This is a genomic window from Cryptosporangium sp. NPDC048952, from assembly GCF_043197895.1.
Taxonomy (GTDB): domain Bacteria; phylum Actinomycetota; class Actinomycetes; order Mycobacteriales; family Cryptosporangiaceae; genus Cryptosporangium.
Genome location: NZ_JBICTY010000002.1, coordinates 118,400 through 143,694 on the forward strand (window position 1 = coordinate 118,400; position 25,295 = coordinate 143,694).

General features: G+C 70.7%; 19 protein-coding genes. 15 read left to right on the forward strand and 4 right to left on the reverse strand.

Annotated elements, in window-relative coordinates; translation table 11 throughout:
- Positions 1-161 precede the first annotated feature (161 nt).
- From ACGFY5_RS08695 to ACGFY5_RS08730, 8 genes are all read left to right on the forward strand, one after another.
- A complete protein-coding gene (locus ACGFY5_RS08695) occupies positions 162-1,400 on the forward strand; it encodes an ABC transporter substrate-binding protein (RefSeq protein WP_392718942.1) in 1,239 nt (412 codons plus the stop codon).
- Positions 1,397-4,195, forward strand: coding sequence for an ATP-binding cassette domain-containing protein (locus ACGFY5_RS08700; RefSeq protein WP_392718944.1), 2,799 nt, complete (start codon positions 1,397-1,399; stop codon positions 4,193-4,195). The genes ACGFY5_RS08695 and ACGFY5_RS08700 overlap by 4 nt, the downstream gene beginning before the upstream one ends.
- Complete coding sequence (locus ACGFY5_RS08705; RefSeq protein ID WP_392718946.1) at positions 4,192-4,965, forward strand: ABC transporter ATP-binding protein; 774 nt, start codon at positions 4,192-4,194, stop codon at positions 4,963-4,965. The genes ACGFY5_RS08700 and ACGFY5_RS08705 overlap by 4 nt, the downstream gene beginning before the upstream one ends.
- Complete coding sequence (locus tag ACGFY5_RS08710; protein ID WP_392718948.1) at positions 4,955-6,391, forward strand: class I adenylate-forming enzyme family protein; 1,437 nt, start codon at positions 4,955-4,957, stop codon at positions 6,389-6,391. The genes ACGFY5_RS08705 and ACGFY5_RS08710 overlap by 11 nt, the downstream gene beginning before the upstream one ends.
- On the forward strand, positions 6,391-7,308 hold the full coding sequence (locus ACGFY5_RS08715; RefSeq protein ID WP_392718950.1) for a cyclase family protein: 918 nt from the start codon (positions 6,391-6,393) through the stop codon (positions 7,306-7,308). Before ACGFY5_RS08710 ends, ACGFY5_RS08715 begins: the two co-directional genes overlap by 1 nt.
- An 85-nt stretch (positions 7,309-7,393) precedes the next feature.
- A complete protein-coding gene (locus ACGFY5_RS08720; protein ID WP_392718952.1) occupies positions 7,394-8,977 on the forward strand; it encodes a bifunctional 3-(3-hydroxy-phenyl)propionate/3-hydroxycinnamic acid hydroxylase in 1,584 nt (527 codons plus the stop codon).
- Positions 8,974-9,822, forward strand: coding sequence for an alpha/beta fold hydrolase (locus ACGFY5_RS08725; protein WP_392718954.1), 849 nt, complete (start codon positions 8,974-8,976; stop codon positions 9,820-9,822). The genes ACGFY5_RS08720 and ACGFY5_RS08725 overlap by 4 nt, the downstream gene beginning before the upstream one ends.
- Entirely contained in the window at positions 9,819-11,447 is a 1,629-nt protein-coding gene (locus ACGFY5_RS08730; RefSeq protein WP_392718956.1) for an FAD-dependent oxidoreductase, read from the forward strand. The genes ACGFY5_RS08725 and ACGFY5_RS08730 overlap by 4 nt, the downstream gene beginning before the upstream one ends.
- Here ACGFY5_RS08730 and ACGFY5_RS08735 read toward each other — a convergent pair.
- On the reverse strand, positions 11,401-13,152 hold the full coding sequence (locus ACGFY5_RS08735) for an NAD(P)-binding domain-containing protein (protein WP_392718958.1): 1,752 nt from the start codon (positions 13,150-13,152) through the stop codon (positions 11,401-11,403). The two genes, ACGFY5_RS08730 and ACGFY5_RS08735, sit on opposite strands and share 47 nt — an antisense overlap.
- Before the next feature lie 98 nt (positions 13,153-13,250).
- On the opposite strand from ACGFY5_RS08735, the gene ACGFY5_RS08740 reads away from it, so the two are divergent.
- The 7 genes from ACGFY5_RS08740 (at position 13,251) to ACGFY5_RS08770 (ending at position 21,577) form a co-directional block, all read left to right on the forward strand.
- Entirely contained in the window at positions 13,251-14,192 is a 942-nt protein-coding gene (locus ACGFY5_RS08740; RefSeq protein WP_392718960.1) for an alpha/beta hydrolase, read from the forward strand.
- A gap of 5 nt (positions 14,193-14,197) precedes the next feature.
- Positions 14,198-14,911, forward strand: coding sequence for an IclR family transcriptional regulator (locus tag ACGFY5_RS08745; protein WP_392718962.1), 714 nt, complete (start codon positions 14,198-14,200; stop codon positions 14,909-14,911).
- A gap of 86 nt (positions 14,912-14,997) precedes the next feature.
- Positions 14,998-15,936 (forward strand): 3-carboxyethylcatechol 2,3-dioxygenase, encoded by a 939-nt coding sequence (locus ACGFY5_RS08750; RefSeq protein WP_392718964.1) that lies wholly within the window; start codon positions 14,998-15,000, stop codon positions 15,934-15,936.
- Positions 15,937-15,948: 12 nt separating this feature from the next.
- A complete protein-coding gene (locus tag ACGFY5_RS08755) occupies positions 15,949-17,535 on the forward strand; it encodes an FAD-dependent oxidoreductase (RefSeq protein WP_392718966.1) in 1,587 nt (528 codons plus the stop codon).
- A gap of 69 nt (positions 17,536-17,604) precedes the next feature.
- Entirely contained in the window at positions 17,605-19,977 is a 2,373-nt protein-coding gene (locus ACGFY5_RS08760; protein ID WP_392718968.1) for a CoA transferase, read from the forward strand.
- Between the two features lie 11 nt (positions 19,978-19,988).
- Positions 19,989-20,933 carry an enoyl-CoA hydratase/isomerase family protein gene (locus ACGFY5_RS08765; protein ID WP_392718970.1) on the forward strand — a complete coding sequence of 315 codons (945 nt, stop codon included), beginning with the start codon at positions 19,989-19,991 and terminating at the stop codon, positions 20,931-20,933.
- Between the two features lie 56 nt (positions 20,934-20,989).
- Entirely contained in the window at positions 20,990-21,577 is a 588-nt protein-coding gene (locus tag ACGFY5_RS08770) for a TetR/AcrR family transcriptional regulator (protein WP_392718972.1), read from the forward strand.
- 2 nt (positions 21,578-21,579) lie between these two features.
- On the opposite strand, the gene ACGFY5_RS08775 is transcribed toward ACGFY5_RS08770, so the two are convergent.
- The 3 genes from ACGFY5_RS08775 to ACGFY5_RS08785 are packed head-to-tail and all read right to left on the reverse strand — an operon-like array spanning position 21,580 to position 25,234.
- On the reverse strand, positions 21,580-23,394 hold the full coding sequence (locus ACGFY5_RS08775) for a flavin-containing monooxygenase (protein WP_392718975.1): 1,815 nt from the start codon (positions 23,392-23,394) through the stop codon (positions 21,580-21,582).
- Positions 23,391-23,915, reverse strand: a complete 525-nt coding sequence (locus ACGFY5_RS08780; protein ID WP_392718977.1) for a flavin reductase — start codon at positions 23,913-23,915, stop codon at positions 23,391-23,393. The genes ACGFY5_RS08775 and ACGFY5_RS08780 overlap by 4 nt, the downstream gene beginning before the upstream one ends.
- Complete coding sequence (locus tag ACGFY5_RS08785) at positions 23,912-25,234, reverse strand: NtaA/DmoA family FMN-dependent monooxygenase (protein ID WP_392718979.1); 1,323 nt, start codon at positions 25,232-25,234, stop codon at positions 23,912-23,914. The genes ACGFY5_RS08780 and ACGFY5_RS08785 overlap by 4 nt, the downstream gene beginning before the upstream one ends.
- Positions 25,235-25,295 lie beyond the last annotated feature (61 nt).

Here is a 25,295-nt window from a genome sequence, read left to right on the forward strand (position 1 = left end):
GACTTGACTTCGAGGCCCCCGTAGCGGGCCGATTGTTGCTGGTAGCGGCCCCTCGCTCGTCCGGCGCCGCTCATCGGAAACCCTGCCTGCCGACCTGGGTGCCCCCTGCCCTGCGTCGTGCCCTGGGCAGGGCCGTGCTGCTCCACGACGAGGTGGCTGACATGGTTCTGAAACCCGGCCGACGACTACTGATCGCGGCACTCGCCGCACTCTCGCTCACCGCCACCGTCGCGTGTGGAGAGGCCGAGGACGACTCCCCGACGCAGCCGATCAACGCCGCCGCCCTGCTCGGTCCCGAAGCCGCCGCGAAAGGCGAACCCGTCCGGATCGGCGTGGTGACCGGGAAGGCCGCCACTGGCCAGCGGGCCGTCGAGCGTGACGTCTCCGAAGCGACGATCGAGTACCTCAACGCACGGAAGTCCGGCATCGGCGGACGCCCGATCGAGCTCAAGGTCTGCGACACCACCGCAGACCCGAGCACCGCCACCGACTGCGCCAACCAGATGATCCAGGCCCACGTCGTCGGCGTCGTGATCGGTTCGACGTCGGTCGCCGAAGCCGTCTGGGACCCGCTGCACGCCGCCGGCATCCCGACGATGCTGTTCGCGGCCAGCGACGCCCCGGTGCTGCGCGACGCCGACTCCACGTTCGTGCTCTCGGACCCGATCTTCTCCAGCGTCACGCTCCCGCTCGAGCTGGCCAAGGACGAAGGCAAGACGACAGTGACGACGATCGTCGTCGACGTTCCCTCGGCGCTCGGCCTGTACTCGACCGTCGCGCCGCCCCTCTACGCCGCGGCCGGCGTCGAGCACCAGCTGATCGTGGTGCCGCTCGACACCGCCGACATGACCCCGCAGCTGCAGAAACTCGCCAAGGGTGACCCCGGCGTCGTACAGGTGGTCGGCAACGACTCGTTCTGCGTCGCCGCGTTCAACGGCCTGCGCGCTGTCGGCTTCACCGGCCTGATCAACGCCGCCGGTCCGTGCATCTCCGACGCCACCCGCAAAGCGACCCCGAAAGACCAGCTCGAGGGCATGATGGTCTCCGCGGCGACGCCGCTGGGCACCGACAACCCGTCGATGCAGCTCTACGAGGCGGTCGCGGCCACCTACGGCAGGGACATCGACCTCACCGTGCCGGCCGGGATGTCGCTGTTCTCGACGATCGTCTCGTTCCACGCGGCAGTCGCGAACATCACCGGTGACGTCACCCCGGCGGCGGTCACCGCCGCGATCAAGGGCGCGCCCGAAACCGCGATGCCCGGCGCCGTGCCGCTGAAGTTCAAGTGCGACGGCTCGTACTACCCCGCGACGCCGGCGGTGTGCCTGCGCGGCGGCCTGATCGCGACGCTGGACGACCAGGGCCGGCCGGAGAAGTACGAAGCGCGGGGCGTGGCATGAGCCACGTCGCCGCACTGCTGCTCGGGCTCGGGAACGGCGCGGTGTTCGCCGCGCTGGCCCTGGCCCTGGTGCTGACGTTCCGAAGCTCCGGGGTGATCAATTTCGCGACCGGTGCGATCGCGCTGACCGTCGCGTACGTCTATGCCGGGCTGCGGGACGGGGAGCTGCTCGTGCTCGTCGTGCCGGGGCTTCCGCCGACCGTCGATGTCGGCGCGCCGTGGGGACTGGGGCCCGCGGCACTGGTGGCGCTGGCGGTGGGTGCTGGGCTCGGCGCGTTGCTGTACGCGGCGGTGTTCCGGCCCCTGCGTGCCGCGCCGCCGCTGGCGCAGGCGGTGGCGTCGCTGGGTGTGCTGGTGTTCCTGCAGGCGTTGCTGGCGATCCGGCTCGGTGGGTCGCCGGTGAGCGTCGAGGCGATCTTCCCGGCTTCCCGCTGGGAGCTTGGGGATCTGACCGTGCTGTCGGACCGGTTCTGGCTCGCGGTCAGCGTGCTGGTTCTGACGCTGGTACTCGCGGCCACGTTCCGGTTCACGCGGTTCGGGCTGCTGACGCGGGCGACAGCGGAGACCCGGCTCGGGGCGTACCTGTCCGGTGTCTCGACCGACCGGGTCGCGCTGGCCAACTGGATGCTCAGTGCCACGGTGGCCGGAGCGGCCGGAATCCTCATCGCGCCACTGACCCCGTTGACGCCCGGCACGTACACGCTGTTCATCGTTCCGGCGCTGGCCGCGGCGGTGGTCGGCGGGTTCCAGCAACTGGTGCCGACGGTGTTGACCGGGCTGGCGATCGGCATGTTGCAGTCCGAGGCGTTGACGCTCGCGGCGCAGCACTCATGGTTGCCGCAGATCGGGTCGGCCGCGTTGATTCCGCTCGTGGTGATCCTTATTGCGTTGCTGTTCACGCGGCGTGGGATTCCGGGGCGCGGGCAGTTGCTGCGGCAGCGGCTCGGGCGGGCCGGGCGTCCGCGGGGACTGCTCGTGCCGACGGTTTCGGGCTTCGTGGTGGGGCTGATCGCGCTGGTGTTCACGTCGGGCACGTGGCGCAGTGCGGTGATCGCGACGTTCGTCCTCGCGATCATCGGGCTGTCGTTGGTGGTGGTCACCGGGTACGCCGGGCAGGTTTCGCTGGCGCAGCTCGCGTTGGCCGGGACGGCGGCGTTCACGCTGAGTGCGCTGTCGGACCTGCCGTTCCCGGTGGCGCCGTTGCTGGCGGCGTTGGTCGCGACGTTCGTCGGGGTGGTCGTGGGGCTTCCGGCGCTGCGGTTGCGCGGGTTGGCGTTGGGGATCGTGACGCTCGCGTTGGCGTACGCGATCGAGGCGGCGTGGTTCCGGAACACGGAGCTGGTCGGGACCAGCGGGGCTCGGGTGACGCAGCCGTCGCTGTTCGGGCTGGATCTGTCCGTGGGGGCCGGGGAAGCGTTCCCGCGGTTGCCGTTCGGGGTGTTGTGCCTGGTGGTGTTGGTGGCTACCGGGTGGGGGGTCGCGCGGCTGCGGATGAGCGGGTTGGGGTCGGCGATGCTCGCCGTGCGGGCCAACGAGCGCTCCGCCGCGGGTATCGGTGTGAACGTGGTGCGGGTGAAGATCCTGGCGTTCGCGCTGGCGTCGTTCATCGCCGGGATCGGCGGGTGTCTGCTGGCGTACCGGCAGACCGTCGTCACGTTCGACTCGTTCACGACGCTGGGCGGCCTCGCGCTGTTGTCCACTGCCTACCTGGCCGGGGTGACGTCGGTGTACGGCGGGGTCCTCGCCGGCGTCATGGCCGCCGGCGGCATCACGGCGATCGCTCTGGACCGCTGGATCCACCTGGGCGACTGGTACCAGGTAGTCAGCGGCCTGGGCCTGATAGCCGTGTTGCTGACCAATCCCGAGGGCCTGGCCGGCAGCGGCCACGACCTGGTCGCCCGCGTACGCCGCCGCTTCCTACGCCCCGAGCCCGCCCCGGCGGCAGCGGGCGCCGCGCCCGGCGCCGGTACCGCGTCCGACAGTCCGGCCCCCACCTCCGGCGCGCTGCGCTCGGCGCCTGCCGCCGCGTCGTCTCTCGCCGCGTCGTCTCTCGCCGCCGGAGGCGTGCCTCGGCTCGAAGCGGAAGGAGTGACCGTACGGTACGGCGGGGTCACCGCGGTTTCAGAGTTCGACCTGCGGGTCGGGGCTGGGGAAGTGGTGGGTTTGATCGGGCCCAATGGGGCCGGGAAGACCAGTGTGATCGATGCGTTGACCGGGTTCGCCCGGGCTTCGGGCACCGTGAAACTGGACGGTGCGCCGATCGACGGGCTGGCGCCGCACGTCCGGGCCCGCCGGGGACTCGGGCGCACGTTCCAGGCGCTGGAACTGCACGACGACCTCACCGTCGAGGAGAATGTCGGCGTCGCGGTGCACAGCGGATCCCGGGCCGCAGCCGTGGCCGAGGCGCTCGGCACCGTCGGCATCTGGCCGCTGGCCGTCCGCGTCGCCGAGGACCTCAGCCAGGGTGAGCGGCAACTCGTCTCCCTGGCCCGCGCGTGCGCCGCGAAACCGCACGTGCTGCTGCTCGACGAACCCGCAGCAGGCCTGGACAGCACCGAGAGCCAGCGGCTCGGCGAACGCATCCGCGCGATCGCGCACGACACGGGCGCGGGCGTGCTCCTGGTGGACCACGACGTGTCGCTGGTGCTCGCGATCTGCGACCGCGTCCACGTCCTCGACTTCGGCCGCACGATCGCCGAGGGCACCCCCGACGAAATCCGCGCCAACCGCGCAGTGGTCACCGCCTACCTGGGCCGCCTCCACGAGTCCACCCCCGAACAGGCGGCAGCCGAATGACCCCCGACCCGAACGACACCGGCTCCGGCAGTGTCGCCTCCCCGAACGGGCGCGCGACGGCGGCCAGGCCGCGGCTCGAGTGCCGAGGGCTCGCCGGGGGGCGGGGGAGCGTCACGGTGTTCACGGGGCTCGAGCTCGCGCTGGACGGGGGGCGGATTCTGGCGTTGGTGGGGGCCAACGGAGCCGGGAAGACCACGTTGCTGCTGACGCTCGCGGGGGTGCTGCCGGCCACCGGCGGGGAGTTCCGGGTCGACGGGGAGCCCGTCAAACCGGGCCGCCCGCGCGCTGCCAGCCGAGCCGGGGTCGTGCTCGTCCCGGACGACCGGTGCCTGTTCACCAGCCTCACAGTCCGCGAAAACCTGCAGGTCGCGGCAGTACGCGGCGGCCCCACCCCGGACGACATGCTCGATGTCTTCCCGGCCCTGCGCCCGAGGATCGGCCTCGCCGCCCGGGCCCTCTCCGGCGGCGAGCAGCAGATGCTGGCGATGGCCCGCGCGCTCGTCCAGCAACCCACCGTGCTGCTCGTCGACGAGCTCAGCATGGGCCTGGCCCCCCAAGTCGTCGAGACCCTGCTGCGCACCGTCCGCGACATCGCGGACACCCACCACTGCGCGGTGGTTCTCGTCGAACAGCACGTCGACCTCGCCTTGGAATTCGCCGACGACGCGGTCGTACTCAACCGGGGCCGGATCGCCCTGCACGGCCCCGCGAACGAACTGACCGCGACCCACCTGGAACAGGCGTACTTCGGAGGCACCATTGACCACTGAGATCAGCATCGGCGCGAGGATCGCGGAGCTCGCCAAGGAGGGCCCCGAAGGCCCAGCCCTGACGATCCTGCGCCTCGACGGCACCGAGGCGAGCTACGACTGGCCACAGCTGCACGAACTCTCGTCCCGCCTGGCCGGCGCGTTCGCCGAACGCGGCCTCACCCACGGCGGCCGGCTCGGCATCGGGCTGCGGAACTCGCCCGAGTTCGTCCTGAGCGTCCTCGCCGCCTGGAAACTCGGCGCCGTACCGGTCCCGGTCCGCTGGGACCTGCCCGACTGGGAGCTGCAACGGCTCCGCGACGTGATCGACCCCCAGCTCTACGTCGGCCCCGACGATCTCGAGTGGATCCAGGCCGCCGGGCCGGCCCCCGACCTTCCCGACGTCGTCTCGCCACAGCTCAACGGCATCTGCAGCAGCGGCTCGACCGGCACCCCGAAGGTGATCGTCACCGACCGGCCCGGCTACTACAACCCGATGCTCGCCAGCCCACTGGCCGACGCCTGGTGGCCGATCCCGCGCCCGCAGACGATCCTCGTCCCAGCGCCGATGTACCACACCAACGGGTTCGCCCCGTTGCACAACCTGCTCGCCGGCGACCAGCTGATCGTCCTCGAGAAGTTCGACGCCGCCCGCATCGCCGACGCCGTCGAACAGCGAAAAGTCACCAACTTCACCGCGACGCCGACGATGCTCAAGCGCATCGCGGACCTGCCCGACGTCGATCAGACGGATTTTTCCAGCATTGTCTGGATCACCCAGGGCGCGGCACCGATGCCCGCCTCGCTGGTGCACCGCTGGGCCGGGCTGATCGGCGCCCACAAGATCTACATGGCCTACGGCATGACCGAGGGCCTCGGCCTGACCGCGATCCGCGGCGACGAGTGGATGACCCACCAGGGAACGGTCGGCCGGGGCATCCGCGGCACCGAGATCCGCATCCTGGACCCCGACGAGCAGGGTGTCGGCGAGATCTACCTGCGCTCGCCGTTTCCGGCCTCGTCGCACTACCTCGGCCCGGTGCCCCAGCTCAAGGAGACCGCCGACGGCTTCAAGACCGCCGGTGACCTCGGGTTCCTCGACGACGACGGCTACCTGCACCTCGTCGACCGCCGCGTGGACATGATCGTCACCGGCGGCGCCAACGTGTACCCCGCCGAGGTCGAGGCCGCGCTGATCGATCACCCCGGCGTCGCCGACGTCGTCGTCATCGGATTGACGGACCCGGAGTGGGGGCGTCGGGTGCACGCCATCATCCAGCCGACCGACGTGTCCGCGCCGCCGACGGCGGCGGAGGTGATCGCGTACGCGAAGAGCCGCATCGCGGCCTACAAGGTGCCCAAGACCGTGGAACTGGTCGATGCGGTGCCGCGGAGCGAAGCGACGAAGGTCAACCGCGGCGCGCTGGTCGCGGCCAGGGAGGCATGATGCGCCAGGTTCCGAAGGGCACCCACAACTGGGGCCGCTGGGGTGCGGACGACGAGCGGGGCGCGCTCAACCACCTCACGCCGGACGTGGTGCGGGAGGCCGCGGCGTCGATCCGGACCGGGCAGGTGTACCAGCTCGGGATCCCGATCCAGCAGCAGGACGTGCCGCTGATTCCGACGCGCGGCACGCCGATGCGGCTGACGCTGCGCGACTCCACCGACGAGGGCACGTACCCGCCCGGCCGGGACGTTCCCCGTGGTACCGGCTCGCACGAGGACATGTTCTTCTTCGCCGCGCACACGACGTCGCACATGGACGCGCTGGTGCACGTCTACGCGGACTACCACCACTACAACGGCGTGGCGTACGAGACGATGTACGCGATGAGCGGCGCCCAGAAGCTGGGCATCGAGAAGGCGGGCGGGTTCGCGGCGCGGGCCGTGCTGCTGGACATGCCGCGGTACTTCGGTCTCTCCGCTGTCCCGCACGGACAGACGATCACGGCGGCCGACCTGGAGGGTGCCGCGGAGGCCGTCGGTGTCGAGGTCCGCGCCGGGGACGTGGTGCTGGTACGGACCGGGTTCCTGGAGTACTGGTTCGCATCGAGGCCCTCCGATGCGGAGCAGTACCGCAACGGCCAGGCCGGTATCGGCGTCGACGCCGCCGAATGGCTCGCGAGCCGCGACGTGGCGGCGGTGGGCAGCGACAACGCGGCCGTCGAGGTGATGCCGTTCGACAAGGACGACTTCCTCATCGTCCACAAGAAATTACTCGTCGATCACGGCATCTACCTGCTGGAGTTCCTCGACCTGTCCGGCCCGGCCCGCGACGGCGTCGCCGAAGGCCTCCTCACCGTGGCCCCGCTCAAAGTCACCGGCGCAACCGGCTGCCCGATCAACCCGATCCTCATCGCGTGAAAGTGGACGGATCTTGACACCCGCTCGGCGTGATCTTTAGCCTCTGAGCAATTGCCGAGTACCTGTGTAGCAAATAGTGCACGAGGTGACCGTGTCGGATGCCGTCGACGTCGCTGTGGTCGGAGCCGGTCCCGCCGGCCTGATGCTCGCCAACCTGCTCGGCTTGCACGGCTTACGCGTGCTCGTGCTGGAGGCCGAGCCCCAGCTCATCGACTATCCACGTGGCGTCGGCATGGACGACGAGACGCTCCGCACGTTCCAGGCCGCCGGCCTCGTCGACGAGGTGCTGCCGCACACGGTCCCGCACCAGCTGCTGGTGTTCGTCGACGCCAAACAGCGGGACCTGGCGCGGCTCGCCCCACCCACCGCGGAGTTCGGGTGGCCCCGGCGTAACGGCTTCGTGCAACCGCTCGCCGACCGCGTGCTGCTGGACGGGCTGAAACGTTTCGACGCGGTCGACGTCCAGTGGTCCGCGCGGGTCACCGGCCTCGTCCAGGACGATGGCGGCGTCGACATCGCGGTCGACGGGAAAAGCCCCGTCCGCGCGGCCTACGTCGTCGGCGCGGACGGCGGACGCAGCGCCACCCGCAAAGCGCTCGGCCTCGGATTCCCCGGAACCACCGCGGAGGCCTCCTGGTTCGTCATCGACATCCGCAACGACCCGCTCGGCCGCCCCGGCGCGTACGTCGTCGCGGACCGCAGGCGCCCGTACGTGTCGATCAGCATCCCGCACGGCATCCGCCGCTTCGAATTCATGCTCAGGCCCGGCGAGACCGAGGCAGACGCGATGACCGACGGGTTCGTCCGGCGACTGCTCACGCCGATCCTGCCCGCGTCGGCCAAGGTCGACATCATCCGGCAGCGCGTTTACACCCACCACTCCCGGATGGCCGAGCGCTTCCGCTCCGGCCGTGTGTTCCTGATCGGCGACGCCGCCCACGTCATGCCGGTATGGCAGGGCCAGGGCTACAACAGCGGCATCCGCGACGCGTCGAACCTCGCGTGGAAGCTGGCGATGGTCCGGCGGGGCCTCGCGGGGGACGATCTCCTGAGCACCTACGAACTCGAGCGACGCGGCCACGTACGCGCGATGATCGACCTGTCCACCTGGGTCGGCCGCGCCGTCTCCCTGACCGGTCCGGTCGGGGTGACGCTCAGGAACAGCTTCTTCCGGACGCTCTCCGCGGTGCCGCGCGCCAAGAACTATCTCGTCCAGATGCGGTTCAAGCCGATGCCGACGATGACCGAGGGCGCGGTGACGCGAGCGGGAACGACGAGCGAGCCGAGCCCCGTCGGCCGGATGTTCGTCCAGCCCACGGTCAGCACCAGAGACAGCCCGTCGGTCAAGCTCGACGACGCCCTGGGACCGTGGTTCGCGCTCCTGGCCTGGAACAACGATCCCCGCGCGATCCTCGACGACGACGCCCGGCAGCGCCTGGAACGGGCCGGGGCGCGACTGGTCTGGGTCCGGCCCGCCGTGCAGTTGGGTTGGGGACAGGCCGACGACGTGCGGGTCGTCGGGGACCTCGACGGGTCGCTCAAGCGTTGGTTCGACGCCCACGCCGAGTCCGTACTGCTGCTCCGGCCGGACCGGATCGTCGGCGGCGCGTGCCCCGCGTATGCGGCGTCGGACATGGTGCGCTCGTTCGAGCAGGTGATCGGAGCATGACGCTCTGGACCGACCTCGGCGGCCTGGAATACCAACTCCACCACACGACGGTCGGCGTGTGGTCCACCCGGATCCTGGAGTGCGGCGACGGTCCGCCGCTCGTGCTCCTGCACGGCACCGGCGGCCACCTCGAGGCCTACGCCAGGAACCTCCGCGCGCTCGCGTCCCGCCACCGCGTCGTGGCCTACGACTTCCCCGGTCACGGGTGGTCGTCGACGGCCACTGCCGACCTGCAGATCGACGACTACGTCACGCACCTGGCCGGGCTGCTGGACACCCTCGGCATCGAACGGGCCCACCTGTCCGGGGAGTCACTCGGGGGATGGGTGGCGATCCGCTTCGCCGCCGCGCACCCCGGGAGGGTCCGGCGGCTGGTTCTGAACACGCCGGGCGGCACGATGGCCACTCCGGCGGTCATGGAGCGCATCCGCGCGCTCAGCCAGGCCGCCGCCGACGATCCGACCGAGGAACGGATCCGCGCGCGGCTCGAGTGGCTGATGGCGGACCCGCTGTCGGTGACCGACGAGCTGGTGACGATCCGCCGTCGGATCTACGCCAGGACGGGATTCGCCGACTCGATGCGCCACATCCTGTGCCTCCAGGACCCCGAGGTCCGGCGACGCAATCTCGTCACCGACGACGAACTCGCCGCGGTCACCGCACCCACGCTGGTCATCTGGACCAGCGACGACCCGTCGGGACCGGCGAAAGCCGGGCTGGACATGGCTGCACGCATCCCCGGCGGACGGTTCGCGCTGATCGAGGACGCCGGCCACTGGCCGCAGTGGGAGCAGCCCGAGCAGTTCGACCGGATGGTGCTGGACCACCTCGGAGGCGGCACATGACCGACGACGTCGTCGTGCTCGGATCCGGCGCGGCCGGGTTGACCGCCGCGCTCGCCGCCGCCGTGGAGGGCGCGCGGGTGGTGGTCCTCGAGAAGGCGCCGCTGCTCGGCGGCACGACGGCGCTGTCCGGAGCGGGGATCTGGATCCCCGGCAACCAGCTCGCGGCGCGCGCGGGCATCGACGACTCCCGCGAGCGCGGCCTGGAGTACCTGCTGAGCCTGTCCCGCGGGATGATCCTGCCCGAGCTGGCCGAGGCGCTGGTCGACGGTGGTCCGCAGTTCGTCGACTTCCTCGAGCGGCACACGGAGATCCGGCTGCAGCTCGTGCCCGGCTACCCGGACTACCACCCGGAGCAGCCCGGGGGGATGCCCGGCGGGGGGCGCACGCTCGAGCCCGCCCTGGTGTCGTTCGCCGGGCTGGAGGAGTGGATCGGACGCATCGCCGGGGACGTCCAGCGGACGATGCTCGTGGAGGCGCCGCTCGGGGGTGGTACCGGGGTGGTGGCGCCCGAGACCCTCGCCTCGCGCGCGGCCGCGAATGTCGAGGGGCTCGGTCGGGCCCTCGTCGGCGGCCTGCTCAAGGCGTGCCTTGCGCGCGGCGTCGAGGTGCGGACCTCTGCGCGCGGTCTTCGGCTGACCACCGCCGACGGTGCCGTGACCGGCGTCGAAGTGGAGAACGGCACCGTGGACGCGGACAGCGTCGTGCTGGCCACCGGCGGCTTCGAGTACGACGCGGACCTGGTCCGCGACTTCCTCCGCGGGCCGCTCACCCGCGCCATCGGGGCGCCGACGAACACCGGCGACGGCCTGCGGATGGCGATGCGCGTCGGTGCCCAGCTGGGCAACATGCGTGAGGCCTGGTGGTCGCCGGTGCTCACCACGCCCGGCACCCGCAGCGACGGTGGCCGCCGCGGCCTGCTGGTCGCACGGGAACGTGCACTGCCCGGCTCGATCCTGGTCAACCGGTACGGTCGCCGCTTCGCCAACGAGGCGGCCAACTACAACGCGTTCGGCGGCGCGTTCCACCAGCTGGACGAGTCGCGGCTGGACTATCCGAACATCCCCGCCTGTCTGATCTTCGACCAGGCGTGCGTCGACCGGTTCGGCGTTCTCGGCGGTCCGCCCGGTGGCGCGGTTCCCGACTGGATGATCCGCGCGGAGACGCTCGCCGAGCTCGCCGCGGAGCTGGGTTTACCCCCCGACGCGGTGCGCGCGAGTGTCGACCGGTTCAACACGAATGCCCGGGCCGGCGTCGATCCCGACTTCGGCCGCGGCGCCAGCGCCTACGACCGGTTTCCCGGCGGACGCTCCGGCGACCCCGACTCGCCGCTCTCCACGCTCGGACCACTGGAGAAGGCCCCGTTCTACGGCGCGGTGGTCGAGAGCTCGGCCCTCGGCACGAAGGGCGGTCCACGTACCGACCGGCATGGCCGTGTCCTCGACGTCGACGGTGACGTCATCCGCGGCCTCTACGCGGCGGGCAACGTCATGGCGAGCCCCACCGGCATGGTCTACGGGGGCGCGGGCGGCACGCTCGTCGTCGCCGGTGTGTGGGGCATGTACGCCGGCCGCGCCGCGGCTAACGACCCGGGTCGATCGGCTCGATCCCGACCTCGATCGCTTTGATCAGCAGCGCGGTGAACCGCGTGTAGAAGCGGGCCATCCGGATGAACCCGGTGCCGAACCACAGTCCGGGCTGCGCGGAGCGGCGCCAGGTGTTGGCGTACTCACCGTCGGCGGCGCGCCCGTAGGCCTTGTCGATGCGGTCGGCGATGTGACCGAGCATCGGCTTGATGTGCCCCCAGAACTGGTGGTAGCCGGTGGCGAAGATGATCAGATCGACGTCGGTCGTCTCCGTGCCGTCGGTGAACAGCACCGTGCTGCCCTTGATTTCGGCGACCTCCGCGCCGGTCTTCAGGTGGATGCTGCCGTCGGCGATCAGGCTCGAGGCCCCGATGTCGATCTGGTAGGCGTCCTTGCCGGACATGTGGGCCCCGATGACACCCGTCCCGTTGGGACCCCAGTTGCGCTGGAAGCCGACGCGGTCGAGCCCGTCGAGCAGGTCCTTGTCGTACTCGGCGGCCTGCTTGACCAGCTCCCGGTTGATCGGGTCGAGCCGGACGTTCGGCGTCGCGTACGCCATCTGATCGGCGTAGTCCGCCGGGTAGACCATGTCCTCGACGAAGAGCGGGTTCCAGAACTTGTGGTTGGCGTCGAAGCTGACGACGTACGTGGAGCCGCGCTGGAGCAGCGTGACGTCGGCGCCGTGCTCGTAGAGGTCGTGGGCCAGTTCGTGGCCGCTGACGCCGGCGCCGATCACCAGGGCTTTCTTGCCCTCGTACAGCGCGCCGTCCTGGAAGCAGTCCGAGTGGGCGGACACCCCGGTGAACGTGTCCAGGCCCGGGACGTCCGGCACCTTGGGATCGGCGAACAGCCCACCGGCGACGACGAAGTGCCGCGGCCGCAGTTCCCGGATGGAGCCGTCGTCGCGCCGCACCTGGATCCGCCAGCGTTGTTCTTCGTCCTCGTAGTGCCCGTCGAGGAACGTCGTGCCGGTCCACACGTTGAGGTCGAGCAGCGTCGCATAGGACTCGAGCCAGTCGGCCCACTTGTCCTTCGGGGTGTGCGACGTCCACGTCGCCGGTAACGGGAGGTAGGGCAGGTGGTCACCGGGCACGCTGCTGTGCAGGGCGAGCGAGGCGTACCGCTTGCGCCAGGTGTCACCGACGCGGGCCTCGCGGTCGATGACCAGCGTCGGTACGTCCAGAGCGCGCAGCCGGGCCGCGATCGACAGGCCGTTGTGTCCGGCGCCGAGGATGAGCACGGCGGGGTCGTCGTCGGCGAACGCGGCCTCGCGTTCGCGGTCGGCGGCCCATCGGGTGCGTCCGGGCACGTAGCCGTGGACCTTGCCCTCGGGGCGGCGGTCGCGGACGAACTCCCGGTGGTCCTGCAACTCGACGACCTGCGTCTGCAGCGTGAAAGCGACGTGGCGGTCGCCGTCGGGCACGAGCAGTACGTACCCCCGGTCGATCCGGTCGCTGGTCGTGAAGTCGAAGAACGCGGTGATGCCGCGGGGAGTGGCGAGCGGTGGCTGCGTCGTATTGATGGCGAACCCCGCCGCGTCCCAGCGGTCGGCCAGCAGGAGGAGCTTCGGAACGAGCGCACGGCGCCCCACCGCGTTGGAGAAGTCCCACGGAAAGGCCATGAAGTCGCGCCAGGTGGCGTCCGGGTGGAACAGCTGCTCCAGCTCGGCGGGGGAGTCGTGGTCGAGTGCGGCGGTGAAGTTCCCGAACCAGTCGGCGAAGACCGCCGTGGCGTCCAGATCGGTCACGGGGAGCCCCCTGGAGAAGTGCAGATAATGCACACCAAATAGCAGTATTCGCACGCTAGCGTGGAGCCTGAAGGGCGTCAAGAAGTCGGGAGGGCACTGTGGACATCATCAGCCGGATCGAACCGGGCACCCGTGCGGTTCTGGACCGGCTAGCGCGCTGGGACACCACCGACGTCGAAACTCTCCGGGCCTCCTACCGTGCCGTCCGCCCCGCGCACGTACCACCGCACCCGGGGGTCGAGCGTCGCGACGGTGTCGTCGCCGGTGTACGGGTGCGCTGGTACCGCCCCACCGACGCGAACGGCGCCCTGCCCGGCCTCGTCTACTTCCACGGCGGCGCCTACGTCATGGGCACCCTCGACGAGAACGACGACCGGCTCGACCTGATGGCGGCCGAACTCGGCTGTGCGATCGTCTCGGTCGACTGGCGGCTCGCGCCCGAACACCCCTACCCGGCGGGCCTGGACGACGCCGAAACGGTGTGGCGCCAGGTGTCGGGCGACCCCGTGGCCCACGGCGTCGACGGCGAGCGGCTCGTGGTCGGCGGCGCGAGTGCGGGCGCCGGTCTCGCCGCCGCGCTCTGCCTGCGGATCAACGGCCGGTCCGTGCCACAGCCGGCACTGCAACTGCTGATCTACGCCATGCTCGACGATCGCGAGGTGACCGCGTCGATCCGGGCGCTCGAATCCGGCGCGGGCCACTGGGGTCTGTGGCCCCTGCGCGCCCAGCGTCTGACCTGGCAGGCATATCTGAGCGGCCTCGCGGACGTCCCATCGACCGCGGCGCCCGCCCGGGCTACCGCGGACGAGCTGCGCGGGTTGCCGCCCGCGTTCGTCGGCATCGGTGACGTCGACGCCTACCTCGACGAGAACGTCGCCTACGCCACCCGCCTCGCCGGCGCCGGTGTGCCGGTCGAGCTGCACGTCTATCCCGGCGTCATCCACGGCGGATTCGTCGCACGCCCGGCCACCCCGCGCACCCGGCAGTTCCGCGACGACGTGCACGCCGCGCTGCGCTGCGTGTTCGGCTCTCTATGCTGAGCCCCGTGCGGGAGTGGAGCGAGGGCATGCAGACCAAGGGCCGTGACGGGAACCAGACCCTCGCGCGCGGGCTCTACGTGATGTTGGCGATCGCCGACAGCGCCGACGGGCTGACCATCCAGCGGGTCAGCGAGCTGCTCGGGGTCCACCGGTCGATCGCCTACCGCGTCCTGCAGACGCTCGTCGACTTCGACCTCGCCGCGCGCAGCAGCGACGGCGCCTACATCCCCGGGGCACGCCTGGCCACTCTGGCCGATGCCTACCTGCCGGCGCTGCGGGATGCCACCGGCCCGGTGATGCGCGCGCTCGCCGACCGGCTCCAGTCGACGATTTCGCTCTTCGTCGAACAGGGCGGGGAAGCCGTCTCGATCACGATGACCGAGCCGACCACCGCACCGCACCACCTGGCGTTCCGCCCCGGCATGCGCACGCCGCTGACCCGTGGCGCCGCCGGGTACGCGCTGCTGGCGTCCGGGCCGCCGCTGCCGGACGAGCCCGAGCAGGTGGGCGTCGCGCGCACGCTCGGCTACGCGTCGAGCCACGCCGAGATCGAGGCCGGGCAGTATGCGGTGGCGGCCTGGATCCCGATGGGTGCCACCGGGACGCGCGCCTGCCTGACGCTGATCACGTACCGCCAGGACATCGCGGACTCCGCCGGACCCGACATCCGCCGCGCGGCGGACGAGGTCGCCCGTCAGCTGAGCCGATCGGTTGACTGACCGCAGGGCCGTGATTACTGTCCCGTGCACATAGCTGCACCATGTGTTGCAAATAGTGAACTGAGCCTGGCCCGAGAGGGGCAGCCATGGCCGTCGCCCTGTGTGCAACCTCCCACTCCCCACTGATCGGTCTGCACGACCCCGAACCCGCCGTACGCGCGAGTGTGGACACCGCGCTCGGCGCGGCCCGCTCGTTCGTCGAGGATTTCGCGCCCGACCTCGTCGTCCTCTTCGCACCGGACCACTACAACGGCTTCCTGTACGCGCTGATGCCGTCGTTCTGCATCGGCGCGGCGGCCACGTCGGTCGGCGACTACGGACTGCCCGCCGGCCCGCTCACCGTGGACCGGGACGTGGCGCAGGCGATCGCCGAGTCGGTGCTCGCCGCCGACGTCGACGTCGCGTTCTCGCTCGACATGCAGGTCGACCACGGGTTCGTCCAACCGCTGACGTTCCTGTTCGAGGCGCCCACGCAGATCCCCATCGTGCCGATCTTCCTCAACTGCGTCGCCGAACCGCTCGGCCCCGCCGTACGCGCCCGCCACCTCGGCGCGGCGGTCGGCACCGCCGTCGCGGCGCTCGGCCGCCGCGTGCTCGTCGTGGGCTCCGGCGGCCTGTCGCACGACCCGCCGGTACCGCGGCTGGCCGAAGCCACTGCCGAGGTGGCGCACGGGCTCACCCACGGGCGTAACCCGACCCGGGAGCAGCGTGCCGCCCGTGAGGCGCGCACGGTGGCCGCGGCCGGTGAGTTCGCCGCCGGCCGCGGCGCGTTCCGGCCGTTGAACCCCGAGTGGGATGCCCTGGTGCTCTCGAGCCTGGCCGCCGGTGACTTCGCCGCGATCGACGAGCGCAGCAACGACTGGTTCCTCGACGAGGGCGGCCACTCCGCGCACGAGGTGCGCACCTGGATCGCCGCCTACGCGGCACTGGCCGCCGCCGGCCCCTACGACGTGGTCTCGACCTTCTACCGGGCGATTCCGGAGTGGTTCGCCGGCTTCGCCGTCACCTGCGCCGTTCAGCGATAGCGAGGTAAGCGCGTGTACGACGTCGTCGTGCTCGGGTCGGGTGCCGCCGGGTTGACGGCGGCCTTCACCGCGGCCCGCGAAGGGGCGCGGGTGGCGCTGTTCGAGAAACACGAGCGGCTCGGGGGCACGACCGCGTGGTCGGGCGGCCACGTCTGGATCCCCGCGCACCACCACATGACCGAGCCCGACTCCGTCGAGGACGGCGTCACCTACCTGATGTCGCTCAGCCGCGGGCTGCTCGACGAACGGCTGATCCGGGCGTTCGTCGAGGCCGGGCCGCAGATGATCGCCTATCTCGAGCGACACGGTGGGGTCGAGTTCTTCGGAGTGCCGGGGCTGCCCGACTACCACCCCGAGCATCCCGGCGGGAAGCCCGGCGGTGGCCGGACCCTCGGCGCCGGCCTGTTCCCGTTCGTCGACCTCGGCGAGTGGCGCGAGCGCGTCGAGGTCAGCCCGTACTACGCGGTCGACCTGCGCATGGACGAGACGCCGCTGGGATCGGCGGTGCCGAAACCACCGACGGAGGAAGAACGGGCACGCCGGGCCGAACGCGACGAGCGCGGGATGGGCGGTGGCCTCGTCGGTTGGCTGCTCGCCGCCTGTTTACGCGCGGGCGTCGAGATCGAACTCGGTGCGCGGGCGGTCGAGCTCGTCGCCGAGGACGGGCGGGTGCGGGGCGTGCGGCTGGCGTCGGGCCGGGAGGTACGTGCACACCGTGCGGTCATCCTGGCGACCGGCGGATTCGAGTGGAACGAGGAGCTGCGCCGGACGTTCCTGCGCGGTCCCGTCAGCATGCCGACGTCGATCCCCACGAACACCGGCGACGGTCTGCGCATGGCTCTCGGGGTCGGCGCCGCGCTCCAGAACATGCGCGAAGCGTGGTGGATCCCCGTGACCGCGCTGCCGCCCGGCGTCAACGGGATGGACCGGGAGATGGTGAACGGCGACCGCACCCGGCCCCGGAGCATTCTGGTCAACCGTCGCGCGCGCCGGTTCACGAACGAGGCCGCCAACTACAACGCGATCGGCGGCGCGTTCCACCAGGAGGACGTCAACGCGTTCGGCTACGCGAACCTGCCGGCGTACCTGATCTTCGACCACACCTATCTGGAGCGGTACGGGTCGATCGCTCGCCCGTACTCCGGCGCGACGCCACCGTGGCTGACCGAGGCGCCGACGCTGGCCGGGCTCGCGGAGGGCCTCGGGCTGCCCGGGGACGCGCTGGAGCGCACTGTCGCGCGGTGGAACGCGAACGTGGCCGCGGGGGTGGATCCGGACTTCGGGCGCGGGGCCAGCGCGCACGACCGCTGGTGGGGGGATCCGTACCGGAAGGGCTCGATCGACGGCACCCTCGGGCCGATCACCGACCCGCCGTTCTACGCGATGGAATTGTCGATCGGGACGATCGGCACCAAGGGTGGGCCGAAGACCGACGCCGACGCGCGGGTGGTCGACCACGACGGGGCGGTGATCCCCGGGCTGTTCGCGGTCGGGAACGTGTCCTCGCCGATGGGAGCGGCGTACGGCGGCCCCGGCGGGACGCTGGGGCCCGCGATGACGTTCGCCTGGCGGGCCGGTTGTCGCGGCGCGCACGATTGACGCCGTGACCAACTGAAGATTATGGTGCCTAGACAGTAGACACACTGTCTAGTGAGTGTGGGGTCGATCGTGACGCTGAGTCGTCCGCTGCACGGAATCACCGTCGTCGATCTGTCCAGCGGGATCCCCGGCGCCTACTGCACCAAGCTTCTTGTCGACGCCGGGGCGACGGTCGTGAAGTTGGAGGCGCCCGAGGGGGACCCGCTCCGGTCGTGGTCGGCGTCCGGGGCATCGGGCCGTGATCTGCCGCTGTTCCGGTTCCTGAGTGGTGGGAAGCAGAGCGTGGTGGTCGATCCGGGGGCCGTTGCGGCGGCCCGGGCGGTCCTTTCTCGTGCGGACGCGGTCGTGTGGTCGCCGGAGTCGCGACTCGCGGCGGTGCTTTCGCCTTCGTGGCTGACCGGGGAGTTTCCGCACCTGGTCGTCACGGCGGTGACCCCGTTCGGGCTCAGTGGGCCGTGGGCGGGGCGGCCCGCCACGGATTTCACACTGCAGGCGTGGTCCGGGGGGATCGTCGGGATCGGGCGGGGGCGCCCGGACCGTGCACCCGTGCAGATCGGTGGGCGAGCGGGTGAGTGGGTCAGCGGTGCGTATGCCGCTGTGGGCTTGCTCGTGGGTCTGCTGGCGCGGCGCGGAGGGCTGGTCGACGTGTCGCGGCTCGAGGTCGCGGCGTTGACGATGACCTACTACCCGGTGACGTTCTTCGACGTGAACTCCGAGCCGTACCGGGCCGAGCGGATCGTGCGGGCGCCCGGGGTGTGGAGCGCCAAGGACGGGTTGATCGGGCTGGCGTGCGGCACGCTCCAGCAGCGCACGGACTTCTACGCGATGGTCGGGCAGCCGTCCTGGACCGACGACGACGCGTTGCTGGCTCGGCCGGAGGACGTCGTTCCGGTGGTCGCCGAGTGGATCGCCGTCCGCACGGTGGCCGAGATCCGCGAACTGGCCAGCGCGTTCCGGATCCCCAACGCCCCCATCGGCACCGGCGCCACGATCCCCACCTGGGACCAGATCACCCACCGCCACAGCGTGGTCCCCAGCTCCGACGGCACCTTCCTCCAACCAGCCGCCCCGTTCCGCCTCTCCGCGGCCCCTCTCCGAGAACCTTCCCCAGCCCCCCAACTCGGCGAACACACCGCCGCGTGGACGGCGCCCCCCGAGCCGCCCCTCTCGGCCGCGCCGCCGCGATCGGCGCCAGTGGCCGCCGGCGGTGCGCGGGCGGCGGCCTCTGCCGCTGCGGAGGCGCCCGACGTGCTGCCGCTGGAGGGGCTGCGGGTGCTGGATCTGACCGCCTATTGGGCGGGGCCGCTCAGCACGCACACGCTGGCGCTGCTCGGGGCGGAGGTCGTTCACGTCGAGTCGACCACTCGGCCGGACGGAGGGCGGCTCGTCGTCGCGGCGGAGCCCACCGTGGAGGCGTGGTGGGAACGTTCCCCCATCCACCTCGGCGGCAACGCCGGCAAGAAGGACGTGACGATCGACCTCGCCACCGACGAGGGCCGGGAGCTCCTCCTCGGCCTGATCCCGACCTGCGACGTGATCGTCGAGAACTACACCCCGAGGGTATTCGAGCAGCTGGGGCTGACCTACGACCGCCTCCGAACGATCAAGCCCGACCTCGTCATGCTCCGTATGCCCGGCTTCGGCCTGGACGGCCCCTGGCGCGAAAACACCGCCTTCGCCTACGCGATCGAAGACGCCTCCGGCCTCACCTGGCTCACCGGCTACCCCGACGAGAACCCGGTCGAACCGAACTGCTTCGGCGACCCGAACGCCGGCATCCACGCGGTCTTCGCGCTACTCGTCGCGCTCGAACACCGCACCCGCACCGGCCAGGGCTCCCTCGTCGAAGCAGCCATGATCGACGCCGCGCTCAACGTCGCCGCCGAGCAGGTGATCGAACACTCCGCCCACGGCGTCCTGCTCAACCGCGCCGGAAACCGCAGCCCGGCCGCGGCCCCGCAGAACCTCTACCACGCGTCCGGAACCGACGAGTTCGGCCGCGACGACGTCTGGGTCGCCCTGTCAGTGACCTCGGACGAGCAGTGGGCAGCACTGTGCGAGGTGACGAACGTACCGCTCGCGGACAGACACGAGGACGAACTCCTGCGCCAGTGGTTCCGCGAACGCACCGCCGACGAGGCCGTCGACCTGCTCTGGACAGCGGGCGTTCCCATCGCCCGGGTGGTCCTTCCACACCGCCAACCCGAGCTCGAACAATTCCGGGCACGCCACTTCCACGAACAGGTCGACCACCCGATCGTCGGCCGATATCGCCAGTCGACACTGCCGTTCCGCTGGCCCGGCGCCCCCGAACGCCTGACCCCCAGGCACGCCCCACTCCTCGGCGAACACAACGCCGAAATCCTGGGGCTGCCCCCCGCCGAACTCGCCCGCCTGACGGCGACAGGCGTCATCGGCACCGCCCCCGCGGGCCAGAACTGACGGAGGTCACGATGAGCGAGGACTGGGTTCTCTACGAGAAGAATCCCCGTACCAAGATCGCCACGATCACGTTGAACCGGCCGGAGAAGAAGAACGCGCCGACCACCGAGATGCGCCTGCGCTATGCCGACCTGCTGCACCGTGCCAACATCGACGACGACGTCAAGGTGCTGGTCATCCGCGGTGTGGGTCAGGACCTCGGCACCGGCGTCGACCTCCCGGACTTCCTGGCCACCGCCGCGGCGGACGACCCGGAGGCCCGCCTGGAGGAGTACCGCCTGGCCGAGCACGCCGACGACGTGACGTTCCCGCCGGCGGGCTCCTACCGCAATTCCGGAATGCTCGGCCCCTGGTTCGCCAACGCGCAATCCGGCTGTCGCAGCCTCCGCGAATTCCAGAAGATCAGCATTCTGCAGGTGCAGGGCTACTGCTACGGCTGGCACTTCTACCAGGCCGCCGACGCCGATCTGGTGATCGCCTCGGACGACGCCCTCTTCGGCCACGCGGCTTTCCGCTATGCGGGGTGGGGCCCGCGGATGTGGTCCTGGGCGCTCACGATGGGCACCCGCCGGTTCAAGGAAATGTTGTTCACCGGTCGCCCCTTCACGGCCGACGAGATGTACGACTGCAATTTCGTCAACTCAGTCGTTCCGCGGGACCAGTTGGACGCCGAGGTGGCGAAGTACGCCGACGCCTGCTCCCGGTCACGACCGACCGACACCGTCCATCTGCAGAAGACGTTCTTCCACATCTTCGAGCAGTTCCAGGGCGAATACCTCGGCTCGCTCCTCGCCGGACTCCTCGAATCGTTCGGCCCTCAGATCCGACCCGACCGCGACGACTTCCGGCTCGACGACGAGACGATGGAACGGGGCCTGACCACGTCGGTGAAAGACAACGACGAGGGGTTCCCGCCGGACTGGCGGCTGAGCCGCGCCGGCCGTCGGCGCGCGTGACCGACCGGACGGACGGCCCGGGTTGCTACATTCGACCCCATCATGAGTGACGCAGCATGAGTGACGCAGCCCCGAGGTCCACGCTCCGAGATCGCCAGCGCGAGCTCACGCGGCAGACCATCTTCGAGGCCGCGCTCGAGGTCTTCGGGAACAAGGGTTATCACGCGGTCACCGTCGACGACATCGTGAAGCGGGCCGGGATCAGCCGGGCGACGTTCTACCTCCATTTCAACAGCAAGGCGACGGTGCTCCGGGGGCTGCGCGCACAGCGGCTCGCCGATTGGTCGTTCACGGACAATCTGCGATGGGGTCCGGGTAAGCGCCGGGCGATCAAAGATTCCGTCGAGAAAATGGTCGACTTCTACACCGCGGTCCCCGTGCTGCACCGCAGTTTGCACGAGGCGCGGGCGTCCGACCCGGAGTTCGCTGTCGAGCACCGCGCCCAGATGGAGCGCGACGTCGCCGATTGGATCGCGTCCGACCGGGCGAAGGGAATGAGCCCGGCGCAGATCCGGGTGACGATCCTCATGCTCTACACGATGCTCGACCAGTTCCTGTACCTCTGGCTCGTGCAGGGCTGGGAGGTCGACCGGGAAGCCGCCGTCGACGCGATGACCGACGCGTTGTACGCGACGATGAAGTGAGCTCAGGCGAACCGCACGCCCTCCGTGCGGCCGGTTTTCCGCCAGTCGTCCAGTAGTTGGAAGAACGCGACCGGACCGGCGCCGTACCCGGCGGCCAAGAGGCTGTCGGGGTTTTCGCGGTCGCCTTCGGTGTTCAGATAGCTGGGCGTGCAGTCGTCGAAGAACGCGAGCGCGCGCCGCGAACCCTCGTACATCGTCTCCACCCAGACGTTCTCGGCGTCGAGATCGGCTTCGATCGTGCGCGCACCCCGCTCGGAGCGCTGGGTCACGAGATAGGCCAGGTGCCGGGCGCGTTCCTCGGCGGTGTGGGTGTAGTTGCTGGCGATCCCGGTCTGTGTGTAACCGAGGAAGAAGCAGTTCGGAAAGCCGTGGGACAGCAGCCCGTGGAACGTGCGCGGCCCTTTGGACCACTTGTCGCTCAGGTGCACGCCGTTGCGGCCCACGATGTCGAAGCCCGCGCGCCGGGTGTAGCTGGTGCCGACCTCGAAGCCGGTCGCGAAGATCAGCGCGTCGACCCGGTACTCCGTGGCCCCGACGACGACACCGGTTTCGGTCAGGCGGTCGATTCCGCGTCCGTCGGTGTCGACGAGCTCGACGTTCGGCCGGTTGAACGTCTCCAGGTACTCGTCGTGGAAGCCGAGGCGTTTGCAGTTGCGCTTGTACCAGGGCTTGAGCGCCGCGGCAGTTCTCGGATCCCGCACGATCGTGTCGATCCGGGCGCGGACGCGCTCCATCGACAGGTAGTCCTGCTCATACAGGAACTCGCCGATCTCCTCGGGGGTCATGGCGCCCCCGCGCCGAGCCATCTCGCGGGCCACCGCGGGCCCGGTCAGTTCGCGGGCCACCTCCGTCCAGCCGTCGCCGACCAGGTCGAGGTTCCGCTCGGCGCCGGCGCACACGCGGGTGAAGTTCAGCATCCGCTCGCGGTGCCAGCCGGGTCGCAGGCCGGCGGCCCAGGCGGGGTCGGTGGGCCGGTTCCCGCGTACGTCGACGGCGTTCGGGGTGCGCTGGAAGACGTAGAGCTGTTCGGCCCAGCGTCCCAGCTGGGGGACGACCTGCAGGCCGGTCGCGCCGGTGCCCACGATGCCGACGGTCCTGTCGCGCAGGCCGGTCAGGCCACCGGACTCGTCGCCGCCGGTGTAGCCGTAGTCCCACCGGCTGGTGTGGAACGTGTGCCCGCGGAACTCGTTGATGCCCGGGATGCCCGGCAGCTTGGGCTTGGTGAGCGAGCCGGGGGAGACGACGACGAGCTCGGCAGCGATCCGGTCGCCGCGGTCGGTGGACACGAGCCACCGATCGCGGGTGGCGTCCCAGGTCATGCCGGTGACCGTCGTCTGGAAGAGCACGTCGTCGTAGAGGCCGTAGGAGCGCGCCGCCGTCTGGAGATACGCACGGATCTCGGCGCCGTGGGCGTACCGCTCCGTGGGCACGTACCCGAGTTCCTCCAGCAGCGGGAAGTAGATGTAAGACTCGATGTCGCACTGCACCCCGGGGTAACGGTTCCAGTACCAGGTCCCCCCGAAGTCCCCGGCCGTGTCGACGATCCGGATCCCGGCCGTCCCCGCTTCCTTCATCCGCACCGCGGCCAGGATGCTCCCCAACCCGGCGCCGACGATCAGGACCGGCACCCCGTCGTCCACCGGCCGCCGATCGATCGGCGCGGTGTACGGATCGTCCTCGTAGTGCGAGAACTCGGCCGTGACCTCGACGAACTGGTCGATGCTGTCCGGGCGCAGGCGCTTGTCCCGCTCGTGGGTGTACTTGGCCCGCACCCAGGCGGGATCGTAGGAACTCGGCTGCGGCCCGGGATCGGTCATCGGATTCGCGACCCCTCGTCGAGGCGGTGCCAGGTGCGGTCGTGGTGGACGAGCGGCGGGAGCGTGCGCCCGTCGTCGGGAAGGACCACCTGCGTGGCCTCGACGACGACCACCGTCGAGGTGCCCAGGGAAAGGCGTTCGACGACGGTGCCGCAGATCCGGGTCCGGACGCCGGGGAAGAACGGCTCGCCGGTGGGCAGCCTCGACCACAGCGAGGTGTCCGCGAACCGGTCGACGCCGCTCGTCGAGCCGAGCCGGGCCAGGGCGAGGTCGTCCGCGTCGAGCAGGTGGACCACGACGCTCGTCGCGGTGAGGAGCACGGGCGCGGCCGAGGCGGCGGCCGACACCGAGAACAACAGCAGGTTCGGATCGACGCTGACCGAGGACACCGACGTCGCCGTCAGCGCGGCCCGGTCGGTCCCGTTGTCCGCGGTGACCAGTGCGACCCCGCCGGCGTGCGTGCGGAACGCGGCTTTGAAGTCGTCGGTGCGGGCGTGCCTCGCCGCGACGGCTCGGTTCACTCGGCGACCTCCTCGCCGAACCGTTCCCGGAGCGGACGCTCGTGCGGCGTCTTGCGGTAGATGCCGCGATCGATCAGGCGCGGGACGACCTCGTCGATGAACTCCTGGATGTCCGAACCGGAGATCGGGAACATCAGGTTGAAACCGCCGACGTTGCCGTCCTCGAACCACTGCGCGAAGTTCTCGACGATCTCGTCGTAGGAGCCGACGAACTTCCGGTGCTGCGCGCCGCCACGTCCGATCGACTGCGCGGTGATGTCCTTCACCGTCGCGCCCGGGTGTTCGCGCAGCCAGTTGTAGAGACCGACGTAGTTCCCGTACGTGCTGGAGATCGTCTTCTCGACGTCCTCGGGCCGGGGCAACGTCCGGATGTCGATGACGTCGTCGAGGCTGTCGTAGGGCACCTCGAAGCCGAACTGCCCGATCGCGAACGGCGCGAGGAACTCCCACGGCACGTGGTCGTCGAGCGCGCGCATCCGCTCCTCGGCCGCCGCCGCGGTGGGGCCGAGGAACGGGATGAGCCCGGGGATCTGCGGAACGCTGTCGCGCGGCCGGCCCGCACCGGCGAGGGCGTCGTTGAGCTGCGCTTGGTACGACGCGGCCTGCTCGCGGGTCGTGGCGTTCGTGAACACCATCTCGGCGTGCTTCGCCGCCAGCGTGATGCCCGCACCGGAGCCGCCGGCCTGCGCGAGCATCGGCCGGCCCTGCCTGCTGGGCGCGACGCCGAGCGGCCCGGCGACGGAGAAGTACGCGCCCCGGTGATTGATCGGGTGGGCGTAGAAGCGGGTGACCCCGTCCGGGCCCGTCCGCAGCTCGCGGTTCTCCCACAGCGCCTTGACGACGTCGACGAACTCCTCGGCGCGGCGGTAGCGCGTCTCGCGGTCGAGGTGCGCCTCGAGGCTGTAGTTGAGCGCGAACTGCTCACCGGCGGACGTGACCGCGTTGAACCCGGCCCGGCCGTCCGAGAGCTGGTCGAGGGAGGCCAGCAGACGCGCCAGGTTGTACGGGTCGTAGAACGTCGTCGACGCCGTCGCGATGAGACCGACGTACCGCGTGTGCTGGGCGATTGCCACCAGCGACGTGATCGGATCGGCGGGTCCGAGGTCGAACGCGGGGGACGACGACATGCCGGGCAGGTCGCCGATGAAGATCGCGGTGAACAGGCCCTCGTCGCCGAACCGGGCGTACTCCAGCAGGCGCGCGTAGGGACCGCGTCCGTCGGCGCTGTTGCCGTGTTCCCGCTCGTAGGCCGGTGCGCCGTGGTGGCGGTTGATGTCGTTGGCCACGAGGTTCAGGTGCAGGTGACGCTGCTTGGGCATGCCGTCTCCTTCGGCTGGAACCGGGGCCACACCGTATCGCTGGACGTATAGGCCAGGCAAT